This window comes from Xanthomonas sp. DAR 80977 (genome assembly GCF_041240605.1).
GTDB lineage: Bacteria > Pseudomonadota > Gammaproteobacteria > Xanthomonadales > Xanthomonadaceae > Xanthomonas_A > Xanthomonas_A bundabergensis.
Window position 1 is genome coordinate 2,164,216 of record NZ_CP162487.1, and the last position, 18,982, is coordinate 2,183,197.

At 67.7% G+C, this 18,982-nt stretch carries 11 protein-coding genes; 5 read left to right on the forward strand and 6 right to left on the reverse strand.

Annotated features, from left to right (window positions below):
* Positions 1-670: 670 nt before the first annotated feature.
* Complete coding sequence (locus AB3X10_RS09210; protein ID WP_369980939.1) at positions 671-1,201, forward strand: DUF4189 domain-containing protein; 531 nt, start codon at positions 671-673, stop codon at positions 1,199-1,201.
* A gap of 262 nt (positions 1,202-1,463) precedes the next feature.
* Complete coding sequence (locus AB3X10_RS09215; RefSeq protein WP_369980940.1) at positions 1,464-3,080, forward strand: alpha-glucosidase family protein; 1,617 nt, start codon at positions 1,464-1,466, stop codon at positions 3,078-3,080.
* 856 nt (positions 3,081-3,936) lie between these two features.
* Here the strand turns inward: AB3X10_RS09215 and AB3X10_RS09220 are convergent.
* Positions 3,937-6,696 carry a TonB-dependent receptor gene (locus AB3X10_RS09220; protein ID WP_369980942.1) on the reverse strand — a complete coding sequence of 920 codons (2,760 nt, stop codon included), beginning with the start codon at positions 6,694-6,696 and terminating at the stop codon, positions 3,937-3,939.
* Between the two features lie 675 nt (positions 6,697-7,371).
* Positions 7,372-9,480 carry a glycoside hydrolase family 97 protein gene (locus AB3X10_RS09225; RefSeq protein WP_369980944.1) on the reverse strand — a complete coding sequence of 703 codons (2,109 nt, stop codon included), beginning with the start codon at positions 9,478-9,480 and terminating at the stop codon, positions 7,372-7,374.
* 241 nt (positions 9,481-9,721) lie between these two features.
* Between AB3X10_RS09225 and AB3X10_RS09230 the strand changes: the two genes are divergently transcribed.
* The 3 genes from AB3X10_RS09230 to AB3X10_RS09240 are packed head-to-tail and all read left to right on the forward strand — an operon-like array spanning position 9,722 to position 15,089.
* Positions 9,722-11,923 (forward strand): Six-hairpin glycosidase-like protein, encoded by a 2,202-nt coding sequence (locus tag AB3X10_RS09230; RefSeq protein ID WP_369980946.1) that lies wholly within the window; start codon positions 9,722-9,724, stop codon positions 11,921-11,923.
* On the forward strand, positions 11,920-13,413 hold the full coding sequence (locus AB3X10_RS09235; RefSeq protein ID WP_369980947.1) for an MFS transporter: 1,494 nt from the start codon (positions 11,920-11,922) through the stop codon (positions 13,411-13,413). Before AB3X10_RS09230 ends, AB3X10_RS09235 begins: the two co-directional genes overlap by 4 nt.
* Positions 13,410-15,089 carry an alpha-amylase family glycosyl hydrolase gene (locus tag AB3X10_RS09240; RefSeq protein ID WP_369980949.1) on the forward strand — a complete coding sequence of 560 codons (1,680 nt, stop codon included), beginning with the start codon at positions 13,410-13,412 and terminating at the stop codon, positions 15,087-15,089. The genes AB3X10_RS09235 and AB3X10_RS09240 overlap by 4 nt, the downstream gene beginning before the upstream one ends.
* 214 nt (positions 15,090-15,303) lie before the next feature.
* On the opposite strand, the gene AB3X10_RS09245 is transcribed toward AB3X10_RS09240, so the two are convergent.
* From AB3X10_RS09245 to AB3X10_RS09260, 4 genes are all read right to left on the reverse strand, one after another.
* On the reverse strand, positions 15,304-16,875 hold the full coding sequence (locus tag AB3X10_RS09245; RefSeq protein WP_369980950.1) for a PepSY-associated TM helix domain-containing protein: 1,572 nt from the start codon (positions 16,873-16,875) through the stop codon (positions 15,304-15,306).
* A 10-nt stretch (positions 16,876-16,885) separates the two neighbouring features.
* Positions 16,886-17,152, reverse strand: a complete 267-nt coding sequence (locus AB3X10_RS09250; protein ID WP_369980952.1) for a hypothetical protein — start codon at positions 17,150-17,152, stop codon at positions 16,886-16,888.
* Positions 17,149-17,448 (reverse strand): hypothetical protein, encoded by a 300-nt coding sequence (locus tag AB3X10_RS09255; RefSeq protein ID WP_369980954.1) that lies wholly within the window; start codon positions 17,446-17,448, stop codon positions 17,149-17,151. The genes AB3X10_RS09250 and AB3X10_RS09255 overlap by 4 nt, the downstream gene beginning before the upstream one ends.
* 239 nt (positions 17,449-17,687) lie before the next feature.
* Complete coding sequence (locus AB3X10_RS09260; RefSeq protein WP_369980956.1) at positions 17,688-18,728, reverse strand: LacI family DNA-binding transcriptional regulator; 1,041 nt, start codon at positions 18,726-18,728, stop codon at positions 17,688-17,690.
* Positions 18,729-18,982 lie beyond the last annotated feature (254 nt).

Below are 18,982 nucleotides of genomic sequence, written 5' to 3' on the forward strand. Positions count from 1 at the left end.
CCACTTGCGGTATGCCCTCGTTTCGTCGCTAATGCGCAGTGCTGATTGAGCTAACCTTGAATTGCCTAGGTGCTGCTGGCTCACCTGTGCGCTGAAATGACTGCATTCTCATCAGGCTTTCTGATGGCGCATTGCTCTGAATGTGTGGCGCGGTGTTGTCATCAATAATACCTACTATTGATCTGTATAAGCTTGCAAGTTGTCGTGTCGACTCGTAATCGCGTCTGACTTTGATGAACTGAGTCCTCATTGTGGAATTGGCCTTCGTGACGAAGCGGGCAATGAGCAGCGCCTTCGATTTCAATGGCGAAGGCGTCAGCAGCATGGCCTTGCAGCAGGGAGGATTGGGGCTTGGTGATGACGACGCTGGTAGTGACCGCGCCCCCGATGGCGGCAGCGTTCTTCCAGGGCGTGCTGGGCCAGTTCAGCCCGTACTCGGCGATGGGTGCTGGTGGTGGCGGTGCCGCTGCTGTGCCGGCTGGGCCTGGAGGTTCATTCGTGCCTCGGGCTCCCCAAGCTCAGAATAACAACCTTTCAGAGTTGAATTCTGGGCAACAACCGCAGGGGCAAGGTGCTCGAGTCGCCATGAATACCTCCGCGACCGATTCAGCTTCTCCCGGACTTATGGGGGCTGCAAATCGACCTCGAAACCAGGATTTGGGCTGATCGTATGAATAAGGCGTATTTTTTTAAAATATTTTTATTTATAACGGTTTCGCTGGTTAGCTCTTTTGCCAGCGCTCAAACAGCTTGTCCCACGGGAGTTACGCCTGGCAGCGCGCTTTGTGGACCTGGCCCCGGCGGGAATTATGTAGAGCCACCGCCTCCCACGCCATCTGGTGAATGGGAAACCAAGTGGGGAGCTGTTGCTAGCGATACTACGGGGACGGGCAATATCGGCGTTGCGGAGAAAAAGGAGTCGAAAGAAGAAGCTCTAAAGGAGGCGTTGGCTCAATGTCAGTCTCTTGGCGGTGGGAAATGCAATGTTGATATGTGGTACGCAAACCAGTGCGCGGCTATTGCTTCTCCGTACCATAATGGTTCCCCTGCTAAAGGAAATCCGGCTTCCAGGTCTGGAAAAGATACTGCTGCCGCGCAGCAGTCCGCCAAGTCCGCGTGTATGAAATATAATTCCTCTAATGTGGATAGTTGTGTGGTAATTTATTCCGGATGCAGTCAGGCTGTTTTCCATAAATACTAATCACTTATTTTTTAATTTTTATTAGTTGCAAATAATTGTTGTATTTGGCATAGATAATTTTCAGTTTAGCTTGTGTTTTTCGATAATGTGCCAGTCATGACGGCTGGCCAGAAATAAACGGCGGCTGTCGACGACGTCTGCGCCTGCCATCGAGCGTGAATACGTATGCAGAAGTGACTGCAATTCCTGCATCGACGTTACCCTAACGCAGCTTTCCGCGTGCCCATTGCGCACGCGATCTCTGCCCGAAGGGGGGCGTTGCATGACTCAGGCTCCATGGTGGCGCGGTGCCGTCATCTATCAGATCTATCCGCGCAGCTTTCTCGATGCGAACGGCGATGGCATCGGCGATCTGCCTGGCATCGTGCAGAAGCTGGACTACATCGCCGCGCTTGGGGTGGACGCGATCTGGATCTCGCCGTTCTTCAAGTCGCCGATGGCCGATTTCGGCTACGACATCGCCGACTATCGCGAGGTCGATCCGCTGTTCGGCACGATGGCCGATTTCGATCGGCTGCTGGCCAAGGCGCATGCGCTGGGCCTGAAGGTGATGATCGATCAGGTGCTCAGCCACACGTCGGTGGAGCATGCGTGGTTCAAGGAGAGCCGCCAGAGCCGCGACAATCCCAAGGCCGATTGGTACGTGTGGGCGGATGCGCGCCAGGACGGCACGCCGCCCAACAACTGGATGTCGATCTTCGGCGGCGTCGCCTGGCAGTGGGAGCCGCGCCGCGGCCAGTACTACCTGCACAACTTCCTGTCGTCGCAGCCGGACCTGAATTTCCACAATCCCGAGGTGCAGCAGGCCACGCTGGACAATGTGGAGTTCTGGCTGGCGCGCGGGGTGGACGGTTTCCGGCTGGACGCGATCAACTTCTGCTTCCACGATCCCCTGCTGCGCGACAATCCGCCCAAGCCCCTGGAGAAGCGGGTGGGGCGGGGCTTCAGCCCGGACAATCCGTACGCGTTCCAGTACCACTACTACAACAACACGCAGGCGGAGAACCTGCCGTTCCTGCAGAAGCTGCGCGGTCTGCTCGACCGTTATCCCGGAACGGTGAGCCTGGGCGAGATCTCGTCGGAGGATTCGCTGGCCACCACCGCCGAGTACACGCGCGCCGGGCACCTGCACATGGGCTACAGCTTCGAGCTGCTGACCGACGACTTCAGCGCGGCCTATATCCGAGACACGGTATCGCGCCTCGAGGTGGTGATGACCGAGGGCTGGCCGTGTTGGGCGATCTCCAACCACGACGTGCAGCGCGCGGTGACGCGCTGGGGGCGCGGCATGCAGACGCCCGCATTCGCGCGCCTGCTGCCCGCGATGCTGTGTTCGCTGCGCGGTTCGGTCTGCATCTACCAAGGCGAGGAACTGGGGCTTGGCGAAGCCGAGGTGCCGTTCGAGGCGCTGCAGGATCCGTATGGCATCGCGTTCTGGCCGAGCTTCAAGGGCCGCGATGGATGCCGTACGCCGATGCCGTGGGATGGCGGCGAACAGGCCGGTTTCAGCAGTGCGACGCCTTGGTTGCCGGTGGCGCCGGCGCATCGCGCGCAGTCGGTTGCGACGCAATTGGCCGACCCTCATTCGGTATTGATCGCGTTCCAGCAGTTCCAGGCCTGGCGCAAGCGGCATGTGGCCTTGCGCGAAGGCGATATCGCCTTCGTCGACACGGCCGAGCCGGTGCTGATGTTCCTCCGCCGCCATCCCGAGCAGACCTTGCTGCTCGCATTCAATCTTTCCTCGGAAGCCGCGGAGGTTGCGCTGCCCGAGGGGCAGTGGCGGGTGCTGGAGGTGCCGGGCGTCGACGCGGGGCAGGTCGAGGACGGACTGCGGCTGCAATTGCCTGGTCACGCGATGCTGTGCCTGCAAGGCGTATAGCGCTGCCTTTCCCCACAGCGCCTGCTGCTGGTGGGGTGGGGAACGGCGGTGAAACGGCCTAGCCCTGGTCGGCGCTCGATATCGATTCCGAGCGGGTGGAGGGGCTTCCCGCGCTGGATCTTCGCCCATCTGCTTCCCGATCATCGCGCTGCCATCCCAGCGACCCTCTTCACGGCGGACGCTCCGCGCTGCATCGGCCTTGCGTGCCTGTGCAGGCCAGTCGTTCCCTCTGATCGGCGAGACTCGGTGGGCGACGGCGAATCGCCGCTGCGGGGCTTGGGCGCGTCGACAGGCCGCGGTGTCAGCGGCCATCTCGTGCCGACGGCGGATATCACGGAGAAGGCGCTACGCGATCGCCGCGTGCTGCTGGCCGTTCGTCCCCCCCACAAGAACGACGTGCTGCGCCAAGCTCGCGGGAAGCCAGCCCAATCTTCAGCAGAACGCTGGCCTCGGCGCAGTATCCATGGGCCACCCGTTCGATGGCTGTGCTCTTGCTGTCGATGCGCTCGACCAGGGATCGCATAGCGACTGGTAGCGCTGAGCCAGATGCCTTGCGGACAAGGCCACAGCCTGCCGACCAGATGCTTCGGTAGCTCCATGCCACAGCGCAAGGCGCGACGTTTCAAGCGCTTGCGGCACGTGGGTGCCACGCACTCTGTCGCTCATATCGGCAGCTCGACGCACCATCTCCCATTTCGCCAGCGGCGCCATACGAACCCCTTCGGCCGTGGCCGATCTTGTCCATACGGCAACATTCCTGCCGGCCCGCCATGTGCTTGTCCGGCAGGAGGCAATAGCAAAAAAAAAGCCCGCCGGCATGACGCCGACGGGCTTGCTGCAGCCACGGAGGGTTGGCCTAGAACTTGTAGTTCACCCCGAGCACGTAGGTGCGGCCCCACTCGATGTACTCCAGCGGGCGATCCTTGGTCTCGGCGTAGGTGCGGTACGGCGAGTTGCTCAGGTTGCTCGCCTGCAGCAGCAGGCTCAGGCCTTTCAGGCTGCTGTGGTCGCCGAAGGTGTAGCTGATCTGCGCGTCGGTGATGTTCTCGCCGACCACGTAGCGCAGGGTGCGATTGCCGTTGAAGTTGCCGATCTCGCCGATGAAGTCCGAACGCCGGCGCTGGCTGACGCGCGCCTCGAAGCCGTTGCGCTCGTAGTAGGCGGTGAGGTTGTAGACGCGCTTGGACAGGCCCGGCAGGCTGATCTCGCCGTCGCCCACGCTGGATGCGCTTTCCGGATCGCGGATCTTGACGTCGCTGTCGTTGAAGGTGGCGCTGGCCTGGATGCCGAAGCCTTCCAGCGGGGCGAACAGCATGTCCAGCGGCAGCGAGGCGGTCAGCTCCAGGCCGCGCAGCGTGCCGCCCTTGCCGTTGAACGGCGCGCTGAAGGTGCCGGTGGTCTGCACCGGCGCCGCGCCCGGCGGCGGCACGTAGCCGGCGACCAGCGCCGAGAAGTCGTAGTCGTCGCGGGTCTGGGTATAGATGTAGCTCTTCAGGTCCTTATAGAAGAACGCGGCGGCGACATAGGCCTTGGCGCCGAAGTACTTCTCGTAGGAGATGTCCAGGGCGTTGGCGCGCCACGGATCGAGCGTCGGGTTGCCGCCGCTGGCGCCGGGCTTGCCGGTGGCGTTGTCCACGCCGAATTCCAGCGAGGCGCGCAACTGGTCCACGCGCGGCCGCGCGACCTGCTTGGCCAGGGCGAAGCGCAGGGTCTGCTCGTGCGGGAACTGGAAGGCGAGGTTCAGGCTCGGCAGCCAGTCGTTGTAGGTCTTGCCTTCGTCGATCGGCCGCACTTCGCTGCCGGCGGGTTGCGAGGCATCCCAATAGTTCGCCTGCGACGACTGGTCGGCGTGCTGCAACTGCACGCCGACGTTGCCGCGCACGCCCACCTCGCCCCATTCGGTGTCGATATTGGCGCGCACCCAGGCGGTGGTGATCTTTTCCTGCACGGTCCAGGCCTTGGAGACCAGGTACGAGGCGTCCTCGGTGGGAGCGAACTCCATGTAGCGCGACACCGCGCCCGGCACGTTCCAGGCGGGGATGTAGCCGATGCCGGCGAAGCCCAGGTTCACCGGCGCGTACTGCAGGTCGGGGGCGATGGTGGTGTCGCCCTGCGCGCCGAGGGTGATGTTGCCCTCGGGCTGGCGCTTTTCCTTCTCGCGGTTGGCGTAGTTCACGCCCACGTCCAGGTCGGAGAACCAGCGCAGCGCTTCGGGCAGCGGGAAGCTGGCCTGCAGGCGCGCACCCTTCAGCACGTCCTCCACGCGCGGCGCCTTGCCGTAGCCGGAGCCGTAGATGGTGTTGGTGATGTACAGCGCGTCGGGGTTGGAATAGTCCAGCCCGGGCGAGATCTGCGAGAAGCCGTTGTTGCGGTAGGCCAGGCCCACCGTGTCGAGTTGCGGCATCGGCGTCAGCTGCAGATTGTTCTCTAGGTTGAGTTCCTTGCGCGTGGCCTTGGAGTAGTTCACGTCGGCGATGATCCGCACCACGCCGGCGTTGATCTCGTTGTTCCAGCCGAACGCGTCGATCTTGTCCTCGCGCTTGTTGTACATGCCGCGTACCAGCGGATACACGCCGCTGGCGCTGCCGCCGGTGAAGGTGCCGTTGTCGTTGACCTGGGCGCCGCCGATGGCCAGGCCCGGGGTATAGCCGCCGTTGTAGTTGCTGAGGTTGACCTCGAACTGGTTGGCGGTGTCGATCTGCTCGGCCTCGGTGTGGAAGGCGTCGAGCGTGCTGGTCCAGGCGTTGGAAGGGCGGTACTGCAGGGTCGCCATCACGCCGTCGCGCTTGGAATTGCCGGTGCGGCGCAGCGCCTTGATGCCGTCGGAGAAATAGGTGCCGGCGGCCACGCCCGGCCGTGCGCCGCTGTCGGTGTTCTGCGTGCTCCACGGCTCGTACAGGCCGACCTGGTTCTCCTGGATCGGCGTATCGGTGTGCGCGTAGCCGAGCGACAGGCCGATGGTGCGGTCGGCGAACTGGTCGATGTAGCTGGCGCTGAAGCGGTTGCCGTACGGATCGACGTCGGCGGCCTTGCCCAGCGAATTGCGCTGGTAGCGCCCGCCGATCGCGATCACGCGTTCGCCGAAGCTGAGCGGGCGCGCGGTCTGCATGTCCACCGTGCCCGACAGGCCCTGGCCGACCAGGCCGGCATCGGGGGTCTTGTAGACGGTGACGCCGCTGACCAGCTCGGACGGGTACTGGTCGAACTCGACGCTGCGGTTGTCGCCGGTGCTGACCACCTCGCGGCCGTTCAACAGGGTGGTGGAGAAGTCGGGCGACAGGCCGCGCACGCTGATCACCTGGGCACGTCCGGCCACGCGTTGCGCGGCCAGGCCGGGCAGGCGCGCGAGCGATTCGGCGATGCTGACGTCGGGCAGCTTGCCGATGTCCTCGGCCGAGATCGCCTCGACGATGGACGTGGAATCCTTCTTGATCGCGATCGCGCTCTCGATGCCGCGACGGATGCCGGTCACCTCGACCTTGTCCAGTTCGGTGACCGGGCCGTCGGCAGCTGTGGTGGCGGTGGCGGACTGCGTTTCGGACTGTGCGGCGGCCAGCATCGGTGTCATGGCGATGGCCACGGCCAGCGTCAGCGCATTGCGCTTGTGGTTCAACATTTTCCCCTCCCAGGCAATGTTGTCGTACGAATTTTTCTGATCCGGCACAGTGGCCGGATGTAGGGATCGCGCCGCCATTCTTGGGCGACGCGACTGCGATGTATGGTAGACACCGCGATCCGCCGCGAATGCCGGCTGCATACGTATTCACAGGGTTTCATCGCATTGGAATCGATTCCATGGTGGCGATGTCGTGTGGCGGTGAAGTGCGGGCGTCCCGTGATGGCGAGGTCGGTATGCGGGGATTTGCGGCACGATGCGCTGTGAGGTGGGGTGGATGCGCGGTATGCGGCAGTCCACGCGTGCGAATGGGAAGGGCAGATGCCTGGGAGACAGATGCGATACCAGGCCCCGCGAGCGTGATGGGCCAGGGCGGCATGCGCTCGCGCGCAGCGTGCTCGGGTAACGGAAACGGCGGCCTTGCACCAGAGGATCTTGCGCGAGAGGCGATGCGTCGTTCATCTGCCCGAGGCAGGACGTTGCCGATCGCCTGCCTGCGCCATCGCTTTTGTATTGTGGATCGCTTGTTTCCGTCGCCGGATGCGCTTATTCCGCAGCGGTTACAGCCTGTTGGGCGACTTCGGTCGTGGCGGGCGTTGTCGGTGAAGCCCGTCGCGGCTGACGCCGCTGCTACAGGTGGCGTTATCCCGTGACCTGGTCCGGCGCGGAAATGCGCTAGCGACGTGCCGCCGCGTTGCCGCCGGCACCGGCCGCAGCGTCCACCGGCGTGAAGCGGATCGCCTGGCCGCCGCCCGGCGCCAGCTTCAGTTCCAACCGGTCGGCGCTGGTGACCTCGCGCTGCTCGCGCACGAAGTCGAACGGGTTGCTGCGGTAGTCCGCCGCGTCGCCGTCGCGGTAGATCTCGGCGCGGTAGCGCACGCCCGGTTCCAGGAACGCCAGCGACACCGGCAGCACCCGGCCGTGTTCGTCGGTGATGCTGCCCAGGTACCAGTCGCGGCTGTGGCGGTCCTTGCGCACCAGGGTCACGTAGTCGCCGACCTCGCCGTCGAGGACGCGGCTGTCGTCCCAGTCCACCGCCACGTCCTCGATGAAGCGGAACGCGTCGCGGTGCTGCAGGTAATGTTCGGGCAGGTCGGCGGCCATCTGGATCGGGCTGTAGATCGCCACGTACAGCGCCAGCTGCCGCGCCAGCGTGCTCGGGATCGGCTGGCCGTCGCGGCCCTTCAGGCTGAGGATGCCGGGGGTGTAGTCCATCGGCCCGGCCAGCATGCGGGTGAAGACCAGGTTGACCTCGTGCTCGGGCGGGTTCGGCGGCTGGCCCCAGGCGTTGTACTCCATGCCGCGCGCGCCTTCGCGCGACAGCCAGTTGGGATAGGTGCGGCGCAGGCCGGTGTCCTTGATCGGCTCGTGCGCGTTGACCGACAGATGCCGCGCGGCGGCTTCGCGCACCACCTTCAGGTGGTGCTGCGCCATGAACTGGCCGTCGTGCCACTCGCGCCACAGCGGCCCGCCGGCCGGATTGCGCCGGTCCACCTGGCCGTCGTCGCAGACGTAGCCGGTCTTGAAGGTGTCCACGCCCAGGCGCGCATACAGGTCCAGGGCGGCGTCGAGCTGGTCTTCGTAGTGCTGCACCGCGCAGCCGGTCTCGTGGTGGCCGATCAGGTGCACGCCGCGCTTGGCGGCGTAGGCGCTGAGCGCTTCGATGTCGAAGTCCGGCGTGGGCCGGGTGAAATCGAAGCCGCCGCCGTTGCCGAACCATTCGCCGTTCCAGCCGGGATTCCAGCCTTCCACCAGCACGCCGCGAAAGCCGTGCGCGGCGGCGAAGTCGATGTAGCGGCGGGTGTTGGCGGTGGTCGCGCCGTGCTTCGGCCCGGTCGCCCAGGTCTGCTGGTTGAGGTGCATCGACCACCACACGCCCACGTACTTGGCCGGGTGCACCCAGCTCACGTCGCCGAGCGCATTGGGTTCGTTGAGGTTGAGGATCAGGTTGGAATCGACCAGGCCGCCGGCGTGGTCGGCGATCTGCACGGTGCGCCACGGCGTGTCGAACGGCAGGCTGCGTCTGACTTTCCAGCCTTGCGCCGACGGCGACAGCTGCGCGTGCAGGCGCTGGTCGTCGCCGCGGCGCAGCCACATCCCGGCGTAGTCGACCAGGGCGGCCTCGTGCAGGGCGATGTGCAGTCCGTGGCGGCTGCGCATCGTGATCGGCGTATGCGCCAGCGCGACCTGGTTCAGCGGCGTCTGCCGGTACAGGTATTCGTAGTGGATCGGCTCGCCGGCCGGGATCCACCAGGCGGTGGCTTCCGGCGCGATGGCGAACTCGGTCAGTTCCTCGTCGATGATCGCTTCGCGCATGCCGGGTTGCTGCGGGAAGCTGTAGCGGAAGCCCAGGCCATCGTCGTAGACCCGGAACAGCATCGCGAAGCGGCGCCGCTGGCCGCCACGCTCGCCCAGCTCCACGCGCAGTTCGTTGTAGTGGTTGCGCACGTAGCGGCGTTCGCCCCACGGTTGCTCCCAGGTCTCGTCCACGCTGCGCGTGGCCTGCGCCAGCACCGCCAGATCGCGATCCAGGCGCCCGTCGCGCAACTGGAAGCCCAGCCTGGACTCGCCGATCACGGTGTCGCCCAGGCGCTGCACGCGGTAGCTCGGCTTGCCGTCGTCCAGTTGCAGCGCGACCCGCAGCACCTTGCCCGGCGAGTCCACGCTGGCCACGGTCTTCGGTTCTGCGCGCAGCAGCGGTGCGGTGCACAACAACGCGGCCGCGAACAGCACTGGCAGGCGCAGGGTCCGGCGCGCGCGTGGCATGGCATGAAACTGCGGCATGTCCCCTCCCAAGGCGGCCGTTGCAGATGCGGCGACTATAGCGAGGCGCTGCGGCGCCGCTGCGGCCTGCGCGATGAATACGTATGCAGATGCGTGCGGTGCGGTGCGGCGCGTCTACCATGTCGGCAGCGCTTCTCGAAGCAGAGGCCGCGACCGCGGTGCCGGCATGCCGGTGCGGCGAACCCACAATGCAGGCAAAGAGGGAGGGAGGCCGACGGGCGCGAGCCGGTCCGCCGCTTCGATGCTGAAGATGATCTGCTTGGCCGCCACCTTGGGTGCCGCGGTGTCCGCGTCTGCGTGGCAGACGTCGTTGCAATGGCGCGGCCGGACCGCGCAGGCCGTGGCCGGTACCGACGGCGGCTTCGTGCTGACCTCGGCGCAGGGCACGCGCACTTTGGCGGCGCAGCCGCTGCGCAGCGAAACCGCCAGCCCGCTGTTCGATGCGCTGTTCGCGCTGGCGCAGCAGGAGTTGCACGACGACCAGGTCGATGCGATCCGCGATCCCGCCTTCGACCATGGCAAGCCGCTGCCGTGCGACTGCTACCAGACCGGCGAACGCTGGCCCTACGTGTGGACCCGCGACGTCAGTTATGCCGCCGATCTGGCGCTGGCGCGGCTGGATCCGGAGCGCACGCGGCGCTCGCTGCGCTTCAAGCTGTCGGCGATGCGCGGCGCGGACGCGCTGCCGGGCCTGTTCGTGGCCCAGGACACCGGTTCCGGCGGCAGTTGGCCGGTGAGCAGCGACCGCGTGGTCTGGTTCCTGGCCGCGCGGCACCTGCTCGATGATGCGCAGTTCGCCGCCGACACCCGCGCCGCGCTCGACGCGACGTTGGCGCAGGATCGGGCGTTCGCGTTCGACCCGCGCATCGGCCTGTACCGCGGCGAGACCTCGTTCCTGGACTGGCGCGAGCAGACCTATCCGGCCTGGACCCGCGACGATGTACGCTTCATCGCCGAGTCGTTCGCGCTGTCCACCAACGTGCTGCACTACCAGGCGTTGCGCCTGGGCGAGCGGCTGGCGCGCGGGCAGGGCGACGGCGTGGCCGCGGCGCGCTATGCCGGCTGGGCGGACGCGCTGAAGCAGGCGATCGCGCAGCGCTTCTGGCGCGAGGACCGCGGCACCTACGCCAGCTATCTCGGCAGCGCCGCGCATCCGGTGGCCTACGAAAGCTACGACCTGCTGGGCCTGTCGCTGGCGGTGCTGGCCGACGTGCTGCCGCGCGAACGCGCACGCCAGGCGCTGGCGCGCTATCCGGCGGTCGAGGCCGGCAGCCCGGTGGTGTGGCCGCAGCAGCGGGACGTGCCGATCTACCACAACCGCGCGATCTGGCCGTTCGTCAGCGCCTATGCGTTGCGCGCGGCGCGGCATACCGACGACAGCGCGCGCATCGCCTTCGAAGTGCGCTCGCTGCTGCGCGGCGCCGCACTGGCCGGCTCGAACATGGAGAATTACGAATTCCTGAGCCAGGCCGCACATGTGGACGACGGTCCGCTCAGCGGGCCGGTGGTCAATTCGCCGCGGCAACTGTGGTCGGTGGCCGGCTACCTGGCGATGGTGATCGAAGGCGTGTTCGGCGTCGAAGACGACGGCAGCGTGGCGCCCAAGCTGCCGGTGAGCCTGGTGCCGATGCTGTTCGGCGAGCGCGACCAGATCGCGCTGCAGCTGCACGAGCGGCGCATCGTGCTGCGGCGGCCTGCGCAACTGCACGGCGACCTGCTGGTGGCCGGCACCACGCGCACCGATGACGGCGTGACGACGGTGCAACTGGTCGCGCGCGGAACGAAGAGCGCGCCGGTGCCGCTGCTCGCCGCCGCCGATGCGTTCGCCCCGCTGGCCCCGCCGGCGCCGCGCGTCGAGCGCGATGCGCAGGGCTGGCGCGTGGCCGCCGCCGCCGACACGGTGCTGTACGTCGATGGCCAGCGCTGGCCGGGCGCTGCCGACGGCGCGCGGTTGCCGCTGCGCGAGCAGGTGCAGTGCCTGAGCCTGACCCGGCGCGATGCGCACTGGGAATCGCTGCACAGTCCCAGCGTCTGCGTCGGCGACGTGGTTCGCCTGGCCGGCGGCGACGACTGGCGCTGGACCGTGCCGCGCGATGGCGAGTACCGCTTGAGTCTGCGCTACGTCAATGCGCACGGCCCGATCAACACCGGCGTCACCGCCGCGGTGAAGCAACTGCAGCTGCAATGCGGCGCTGCCGCGCCGCAGCGGATGCCGGTGGTGATGCCGCACAGCGTCGGCGAACAGGAGTCCACCGCAGCGGTGTTCGCGCTGAAGGCTGGGCAGGCCTGCCGCATCCGCCTTGCGCCTGCGGCCAACATGAGCGCGCTGCAGCACTTCGCGCGCTACACCGGCGGCCAGGGCGGCGCCGACGGCGTGGTCAATGCAGCCGATGTCGCCGCGTTGCTGATCGCACCGGCCGGCGCCGCGCAGGAGCGCCGATGAGCGTCGTGTCGCGCGCCAAGCCGGCGCTGTCGTTCTGGCAGATCTGGAACATGTGCTTCGGCTTCCTCGGCATCCAGTTCGGTTTCGCGCTGCAGAACGCCAATGCCAGCCGCATCTTCCAGACCCTGGGCGCGGACATGGAGCAGGTGCCTGGCCTGTGGATCGCCGCGCCGCTGACCGGGTTGATCGTGCAGCCGATCGTCGGCTATCTGTCCGACCGCACCTGGAACCGCTTCGGCCGGCGCCGCCCGTATTTCATGGTCGGCGCGCTGTTCACCACGCTGGCGCTGCTGGTGATGCCCAACTCGCCGGCGCTGTGGGTGGCGGCCGGCACGCTGTGGATCCTGGATGCGTCGATCAACATCTCGATGGAACCGTTCCGCGCCTTCGTCGGCGACCAGTTGCCGCAACGCCAGCGCGCCAGCGGCTACGCGATGCAGAGCTTCTTCATCGGCGTGGGCGCGGTGGTGGCGAGCATGCTGCCGTGGCTGCTGGCGCAGTGGGGGGTGAGCAATACCGCCGCGCCGGGCCACGTGCCGGCCACGGTGCGCTATGCCTTCTACCTGGGCGGCGCGGTGTTGTTCCTGTCCATCGGCTGGACCGTGCTGCGCACGCGCGAGTATCCGCCCGAGGCGCTGCAGGGGTTCGACGACGCGCCGCCGTCGCATGCCGCCGAACACGCGGCCACCCTGCCGCGTGCGGATGGCGCAGCGGCGATCTGGCTGCTGCTCGGTCTTGCCGGCGCCGCGGCGATCTTCTGGAGCCGCGGCGACCGCATGCTGTACGTGCTGGCCGGCCTGGTCGCCGGCTACGGGCTGTTGCGATGGCTGGCGCCGAGGTTGCGGCCCGGGCACATGCTGGCGGCGATCATGCGCGACGTGCAGGCGATGCCGCCGGCGATGCGGCGCCTGGCCTGGGTGCAGTTCTTCTCCTGGTTCGCGCTGTTCGCGATGTGGATCTACACCACCGCGGCGGTGACGCAGACCCATTACGGCGCCACCGACACCGCCTCGGCGGCCTACAACGACGGCGCCAACTGGGTGGGCGTGCTGTTCGGCGCCTACAACGGCTTCGCGGCGCTGGCGGCGATCGCGATCCCGCTGCTGGTGCGTGCGGTCGGCCTGCGTGTCAGCCATCTGCTCAACCTGTGCCTGGGCGCGGCGGGGTTGCTGTCGTTCCTGTGGATCCGCGACCCGCAATGGCTGCTGCTGTCGATGCTCGGCGTCGGCTTCGCCTGGGCCTCGATCCTGTCGCTGCCGTATGCCTTGCTGTCCGACAGCGTGCCGGCGGCGAAGATGGGCGTGTACATGGGCATCTTCAATTTCTTCATCGTGATCCCGCAACTGGTCGCGGTCAGCGTGCTGGGCTTCGTGCTCAGCCACTGGCTGGGCGGCCGCCCGCTGTATGCGCTGGGCATCGGCGGCGCCAGCCTGCTGCTGGCGGCGCTGTGCGTGCTGCGGGTTCCGGCCGAACACGGAGCAAGGCAATGACGTATCGGAGTTCGCTGCTGGCGCTGGCCCTGCTGGGCGCATGCGCGCCACCGGCGCGTGCGCAGGCCGCGGCGGAGTACTACGGCACGCTGGAACCGTTCGCCAGCGAGGCGGTGTATTTCGTGGTCACCGACCGCTTCGTCAACGGCGATCCCGGCAACGATCACCGCGACCAGGGCGGCGCGCACCGCACCTTCGACATCCCGCTGCCGGCGCCGCCGGGCGAGAGCGACAACATCGGCTACCTGGGCGGCGACTTCAAGGGCGTGGTCGACAATGCCGGCTACATCCGCGGCCTGGGTTTCGGTGCGGTGTGGATCACCCCGATCGTCGACAACCCGGACGAAGCGTTCACCGGCGGCAAGCCGATCAGTTGGGGCAGCAACCTCAGCGATCGCGGCAAGACTGGCTACCACGGCTACTGGGGCGTCAATTTCTACAAGCTCGACGAACACCTGCCCAGCCCGGGCCTGGACTTCGCCGGCTTCACCCAGGCGATGCATGCGCAGCGGCTGAAGGTGGTGCTGGACATCGTCGGCAACCATGGTTCGCCGGCGTATACGATGCCGAAGCGGCAGCCGATGTTCGGCCAGGTGTTCGACCGCGACGGCAAGCTCGTCGCCGACCACCAGAACCTGCCGCCGGCCAGGCTGGATCCGGCGCACAACCCGCTGCATGCGTTCTACAACACCGGCGGCGGCCTGGCCGAGCTGTCGGACTTCAACGAGCGCAATCCGGCGGTGATGGACTATCTGGTCGGGGCCTACGCGCAATGGCTGGGGCAGGGCGCCGACGCCTTCCGCATCGACACCATCGGCTGGATGCCGGACAGCTTCTGGCACGAGTTCGTGCGCCGCATCCGCGCACAGCGGCCGGGCATGTTCATGTTCGGCGAAGCCTTCGACTACGACGCGCGCAAGATCGCCGGGCACACCTGGGCGCGCAACGCCGGGGTCAGCGTGCTGGATTTCCCGTTGAAGCAGGCGCTGGCGTCGGTGTTCGGGCATGCGCGCGGCGGCTTCGAGCAGTTGCAGGCGCCGCTGTACCTGGAGCGCGGCCCGTACGCCAATCCGTACGAGCTGATGACCTTCTACGACAACCACGACATGGCGCGGCTGGATGCCAGCGACGCCGGTTTCATCGATGCGCACAACTGGCTGTTCACCGCGCGCGGCATCCCGGTGATCTACTACGGCTCGGAGACCGGCTTCATGCGCGGCCGCGCCGAGCATGCCGGCAACCGCAACTACTTCGGCCAGCAGCGGGTCGATGCCGCGCCGCAGAGCCCGATCTTCGCGCCGCTGCAGCGCATCGCGACGCTGCGCCAGCGCACGCCGGCGCTGCAGCGCGGGCTGCAGCTCAACCTGCGCCTGTCCGGCGACGAGGCGGTGTTCTACCGCGTGTTGCAGCATGCCGGCAGCACCCAGACCGCGCTGGTGCTGCTGAACAAGAGCGACGCGCCGAAGACGCTGGAGGTGCGGCGCTACCTGCAGCCGGGCACCTGGCACGACGGCTTCGACGGCAGCGCGATCGAGGTCGCGGACAGCTTGCGCGCCGAGGTGCCGGCGCATGGCGTGAGGGTGTTCCTGTCCGATGCGCCGATCGTCCGTTCGGACCTGCGCGCGCGGCTGGATTGGCTGATGGCGGCCAAGGATGGCGTGGAGCCGCTGCAGTAGCGTCTCCCTCGATGCTTGCGTTCTTGTAGAACGGCCTTGGCAGCGACGCTTTATCGGTAACGCGTCGCGACTGAAGTCGCTCCCACAGGGACCTGGGGTGCGCTGGCTGGGTGCACTGTGGGAGGGACTTCAGTCCCGACGGCGTCCGAAGTCGGATAACGGGACTGCTTCGTTCGTCGCGGCTGAAGCCGCTCCTACAGGAGACGGGCGGCGGTCACGCCGCCGCCGGCTGCGGCTCGGCCCACACGCTGTTCGGTTCGCCGTGCCGCGCGCGGTGCGCGGTCGCGCGTGCCAGCGCGGCGAAGCCCACCGCCATCGCCAGGGCCATGCCGTCGACCCAGAACAGCGGCCATTGCCCGGCCGCCGCGCTGGTCCACATCCACCAGCCGCTGGCCAGGCCGTGCGCCAGCGGGATCGCCGCGGTCACCGCGGCGGCGGTCCACAGCAACTCGCGCGCGGCCTGCGCCGGCGCGCGCAGCGCCGCCCACAGCGCGCACAGCGCCCAGCTGCCGAAGCAGGTCCAGCGCATGCCGGCATCCACCGCGTCCGGCGCGGCGCGTTCCAGCACCTGCACCGCAACGAAGGAAGCAGAGATCGCCACGCACAGGCCGATGCACACCCCGACCGTGGCCCGCGCCATGTTGATCTGCGCGCGGCCCTGCTGCGCCTGGCGGCGCTTGCGCCGCGATTCGATCCACAGCAGGTTGCCCGAATAGAACAGGAACGCGCCGCCGATGCCGAGCAGGAAATACAGCCAGGGAATCAGCGCATTGCCGTACTCGCCGAAATGCAGCGCGTAGGCCGAGGTCAGCGTGGCGTGGTTGGCGTCGCGGCGGCCGGGCAGCTGGGTGGCGATCACCTTGCCGCTGGCCGCGTCCAGCGCCACCGTCCCGGTCGGCCCCAGGGTGCCGGGCGACTCGCCGCTGATCTCCACGGTGGCGTTGCGGTCGCCGGCGTGCTGCAGCTTCATGTACACCGGCTCGAATTCGTGCAGGCCCTGCCGCCGCGCCTCGGCGACGGCGCGCGCGTTCCAGTCGGCCAGCGTGCCCACGGGGGCGGGCGTGCCGCTGGCGCTGCGCACCGGCGCGGTGTCCATCGCCACCGGCATCGCCTCGGCCACCTTGCCGTCGAACACCAGCGGGTTCAGCGCCGCCATCAGCACCAGCGACAGGCACAGCACCGCGCCGGTCACCGCGAACATCAGGTGCAGCGGCAGGCTCAGCACGCCGATCACGTTGTGCGCGTCCAGCCAGAACTGCTTGAGGTTGCGGCCCGGGCGCAGCGCGAACAGGTCCTTGAGCAGCTTCGGCAGATGGATGATCACCCCGGACACGATCGCCACCGCGTACAGCAGGCTGACGATGCCCATCAGATAGACGCCGGCCACCGGCAGCCCGAGCGTGTAGTGCAGTTCGTTGACCAGGGTGGCCAGTCCGGCCTGCGGCAGGGTCGGGCCGCCCTCCAGGTCGTCCAGCGTGGCCATCTGCCACTCGCCCTGGGCGTCGGGCCAGTAGATCAGCGCCTTGGGAAACTCGCTGCTGGGGAACAGCATGCCGAGCATCGGCTTGGCTTGCGGATGCCGCGCCAGGGTGGCATCGAGCAGGCGCTGCGCATCGTCCAGGCTCTGCACCGGCACCACTTGCTGGGTTTGCCAGCGTGGCAGGTCGTGGTGGAACACGGTGATCGCGCCGGCGTAGAAGGCCACGAACAGGGCGAAGCCGGCGACCAGGCCCATCCAGGTATGCAGCGCGGTGAAGGTGCGCAGGGTGGTGGCGTGCAGTTTCATGCGGATGTCCTCATTGCGCCCAGCCCAGGGCCTTCAGCGCCCACAGCAGGGCGAAGCCGGCCAGCGCCAGCGCGCTCAGCCAGCTCCAGGCGCGGCGCCCGCTGGCGAAGCAATAGGCGCCGATCGCCACGCCCACCCACAGCGGCACGAACGCGATCAGCGCGGGGACCAGCGCCTGCTGCCACGGCCCCGGCGGCAGCCAGCAGACCAGGCCGGTCAGCGCGGTGGCGAGGAAGAAGCCGGGAATCAGCCCGGCCAGGCCGCGGCTCCACATCATCGCGGCCGGCTCCGCGCCGCGTCGCCTGCGTCGCCGCGCAGGGCGCCGACGGTCGGGACCAGCATCAGCGCCAGCATCCAGCTGGCCAGCATCGCGCACAGTCCTGCACCGACGCCCAATTGCATGATCCAGGCCGCCAGCGAGGCGATCGCCAGCGCCAGGCCGAGCCCGTTGCCGAACCGGCGCAGGCGCCGCAGCGGCGCCAGGCGGCAGTTCGGCGAGCCGGCGTACAGGGCCAGCGCCGACAGCGCCGCGCACACGGCGGCGAGGGCGATCGCGGCGATGGCCGCGCTCATCGGCAACCTCTCCGCGTTGCTGGCCGCGTCCGCAGCCGGCAGGCGGCCACCGCGGGCAGCACAGCGAAGATGGGGCGGGGGGCGTGACGGGCAGGGGGCATCGGCAGTCCAGGCGGCGGCGTGCAGCCGCGGCAGTCCGCGACGCTATTCCGCGGATGATAATCATTCTGCTTTCGTAAGCAAAACCCGGCCGGCATACGCGGCTTGCCGATCCTGCCGATTCGCGAACCGCTGCGGCGTCAGTCGCGCAGCGAGGAACCGCGCAGCGCCAGCGTCACCGGCAGGGTGCGGCTGGTCACCGGCTGCCCGGCGATCTGCGCCAGCAGGGTCTCGACCAGTACCGCGCCGGCGAGCTCGGTGTCCTGTTGCACCGTCGACAGCGCCGGCGCCACGCAGGCGGCGATCGGGATGTCGTCGAAGCCGGCCAGGGCCACGTCCTCGGGCACGCGCAGGCCGTGCTCGCGCAGCGCCTTCAGTGCGCCGATCGCGATCAGGTCGCTGGCGGCGAACACCGCGTCGAAGCGCTCGCCGCCGCGCAGCAGCGCCTGCGCCGCCTCGTAGCCGGACTGCTCGGTGGTGATCGCGTCCACCTGCAGCCCGGGCACGGTGTCCACTCCGGCCGCCTGCAGGGCCTGGGCATGGCCGCGGTAGCGCTCGAGGAATTCGGGATAGTGGTTGGAGGCGTCACCGAGGAAGGCGATGCGCCGGCAACCCTGCTGCAGCAGGTGCGCGGTGATGTCGTGGCCGCCCTGGAAGTTGTCGCTGCCGATCGACACCCCCGGCTGGCCGGGCAGCACCGCGCCCCAGCGCACGAAATGGGTGCCTTGCTCGACCAGGTGCTGCAGCCGCTGCTGCGCCTGCAGGTAGTCGCCGTAGCCGAGCAGGATCAGGCCATCGGCCTTCTGGCTGTCGCCGTAGTCGGCGCGCCAGTTGTCCGACAGCTGCTGGAACGACACCAGCAGGTCGTAGCCGTGGCGCGCGCAGGCGCGGGTGATCGAGCCCAGCATCGAGTGGAAGAACGGGTTGATCAGCGAATCGTCGGTGGTCGGGTCCTCGAAGAACAGCAGCGCCAGGGTGCCGGCATTGCGCAGGCGCAGGCTGGAGGCGTGCTTGTCGACCTTGTAGTTCAGCTCGTTGGCGATCGCCAGGATCTTGCGCCGGGTCTGTTCGTTGACCGCCGGGCTGCCGCGCAGTGCGCGCGAGACGGTGGGCTGCGAGACGCCCGCCAGGTAGGCGATGTCGAGCGATGTGGCCTTGCCTTTGATGACGCGCGCTCGCATTGCAGGGAAACAGATGGAAGCATGCCATGGCGTACGGGATAGCACTTGCTGCGGCGCAGCGTGGGATTGGGGCGCGGGACTCGGGACTCGGGACCGGGGACCCGGAAGAGCGCAGCCGTGCAGCGTCGTTGCCACCGCGCTGCAGGCCTTGACCGTCGATTGCCACACACGCCATCAACGCCAGCCAAGCGCCTTTCCGGGTCCCCGGTCCCGAGTCCCGAGTCCCGCGCCTCCACCCCCGCCAAATCCACAGA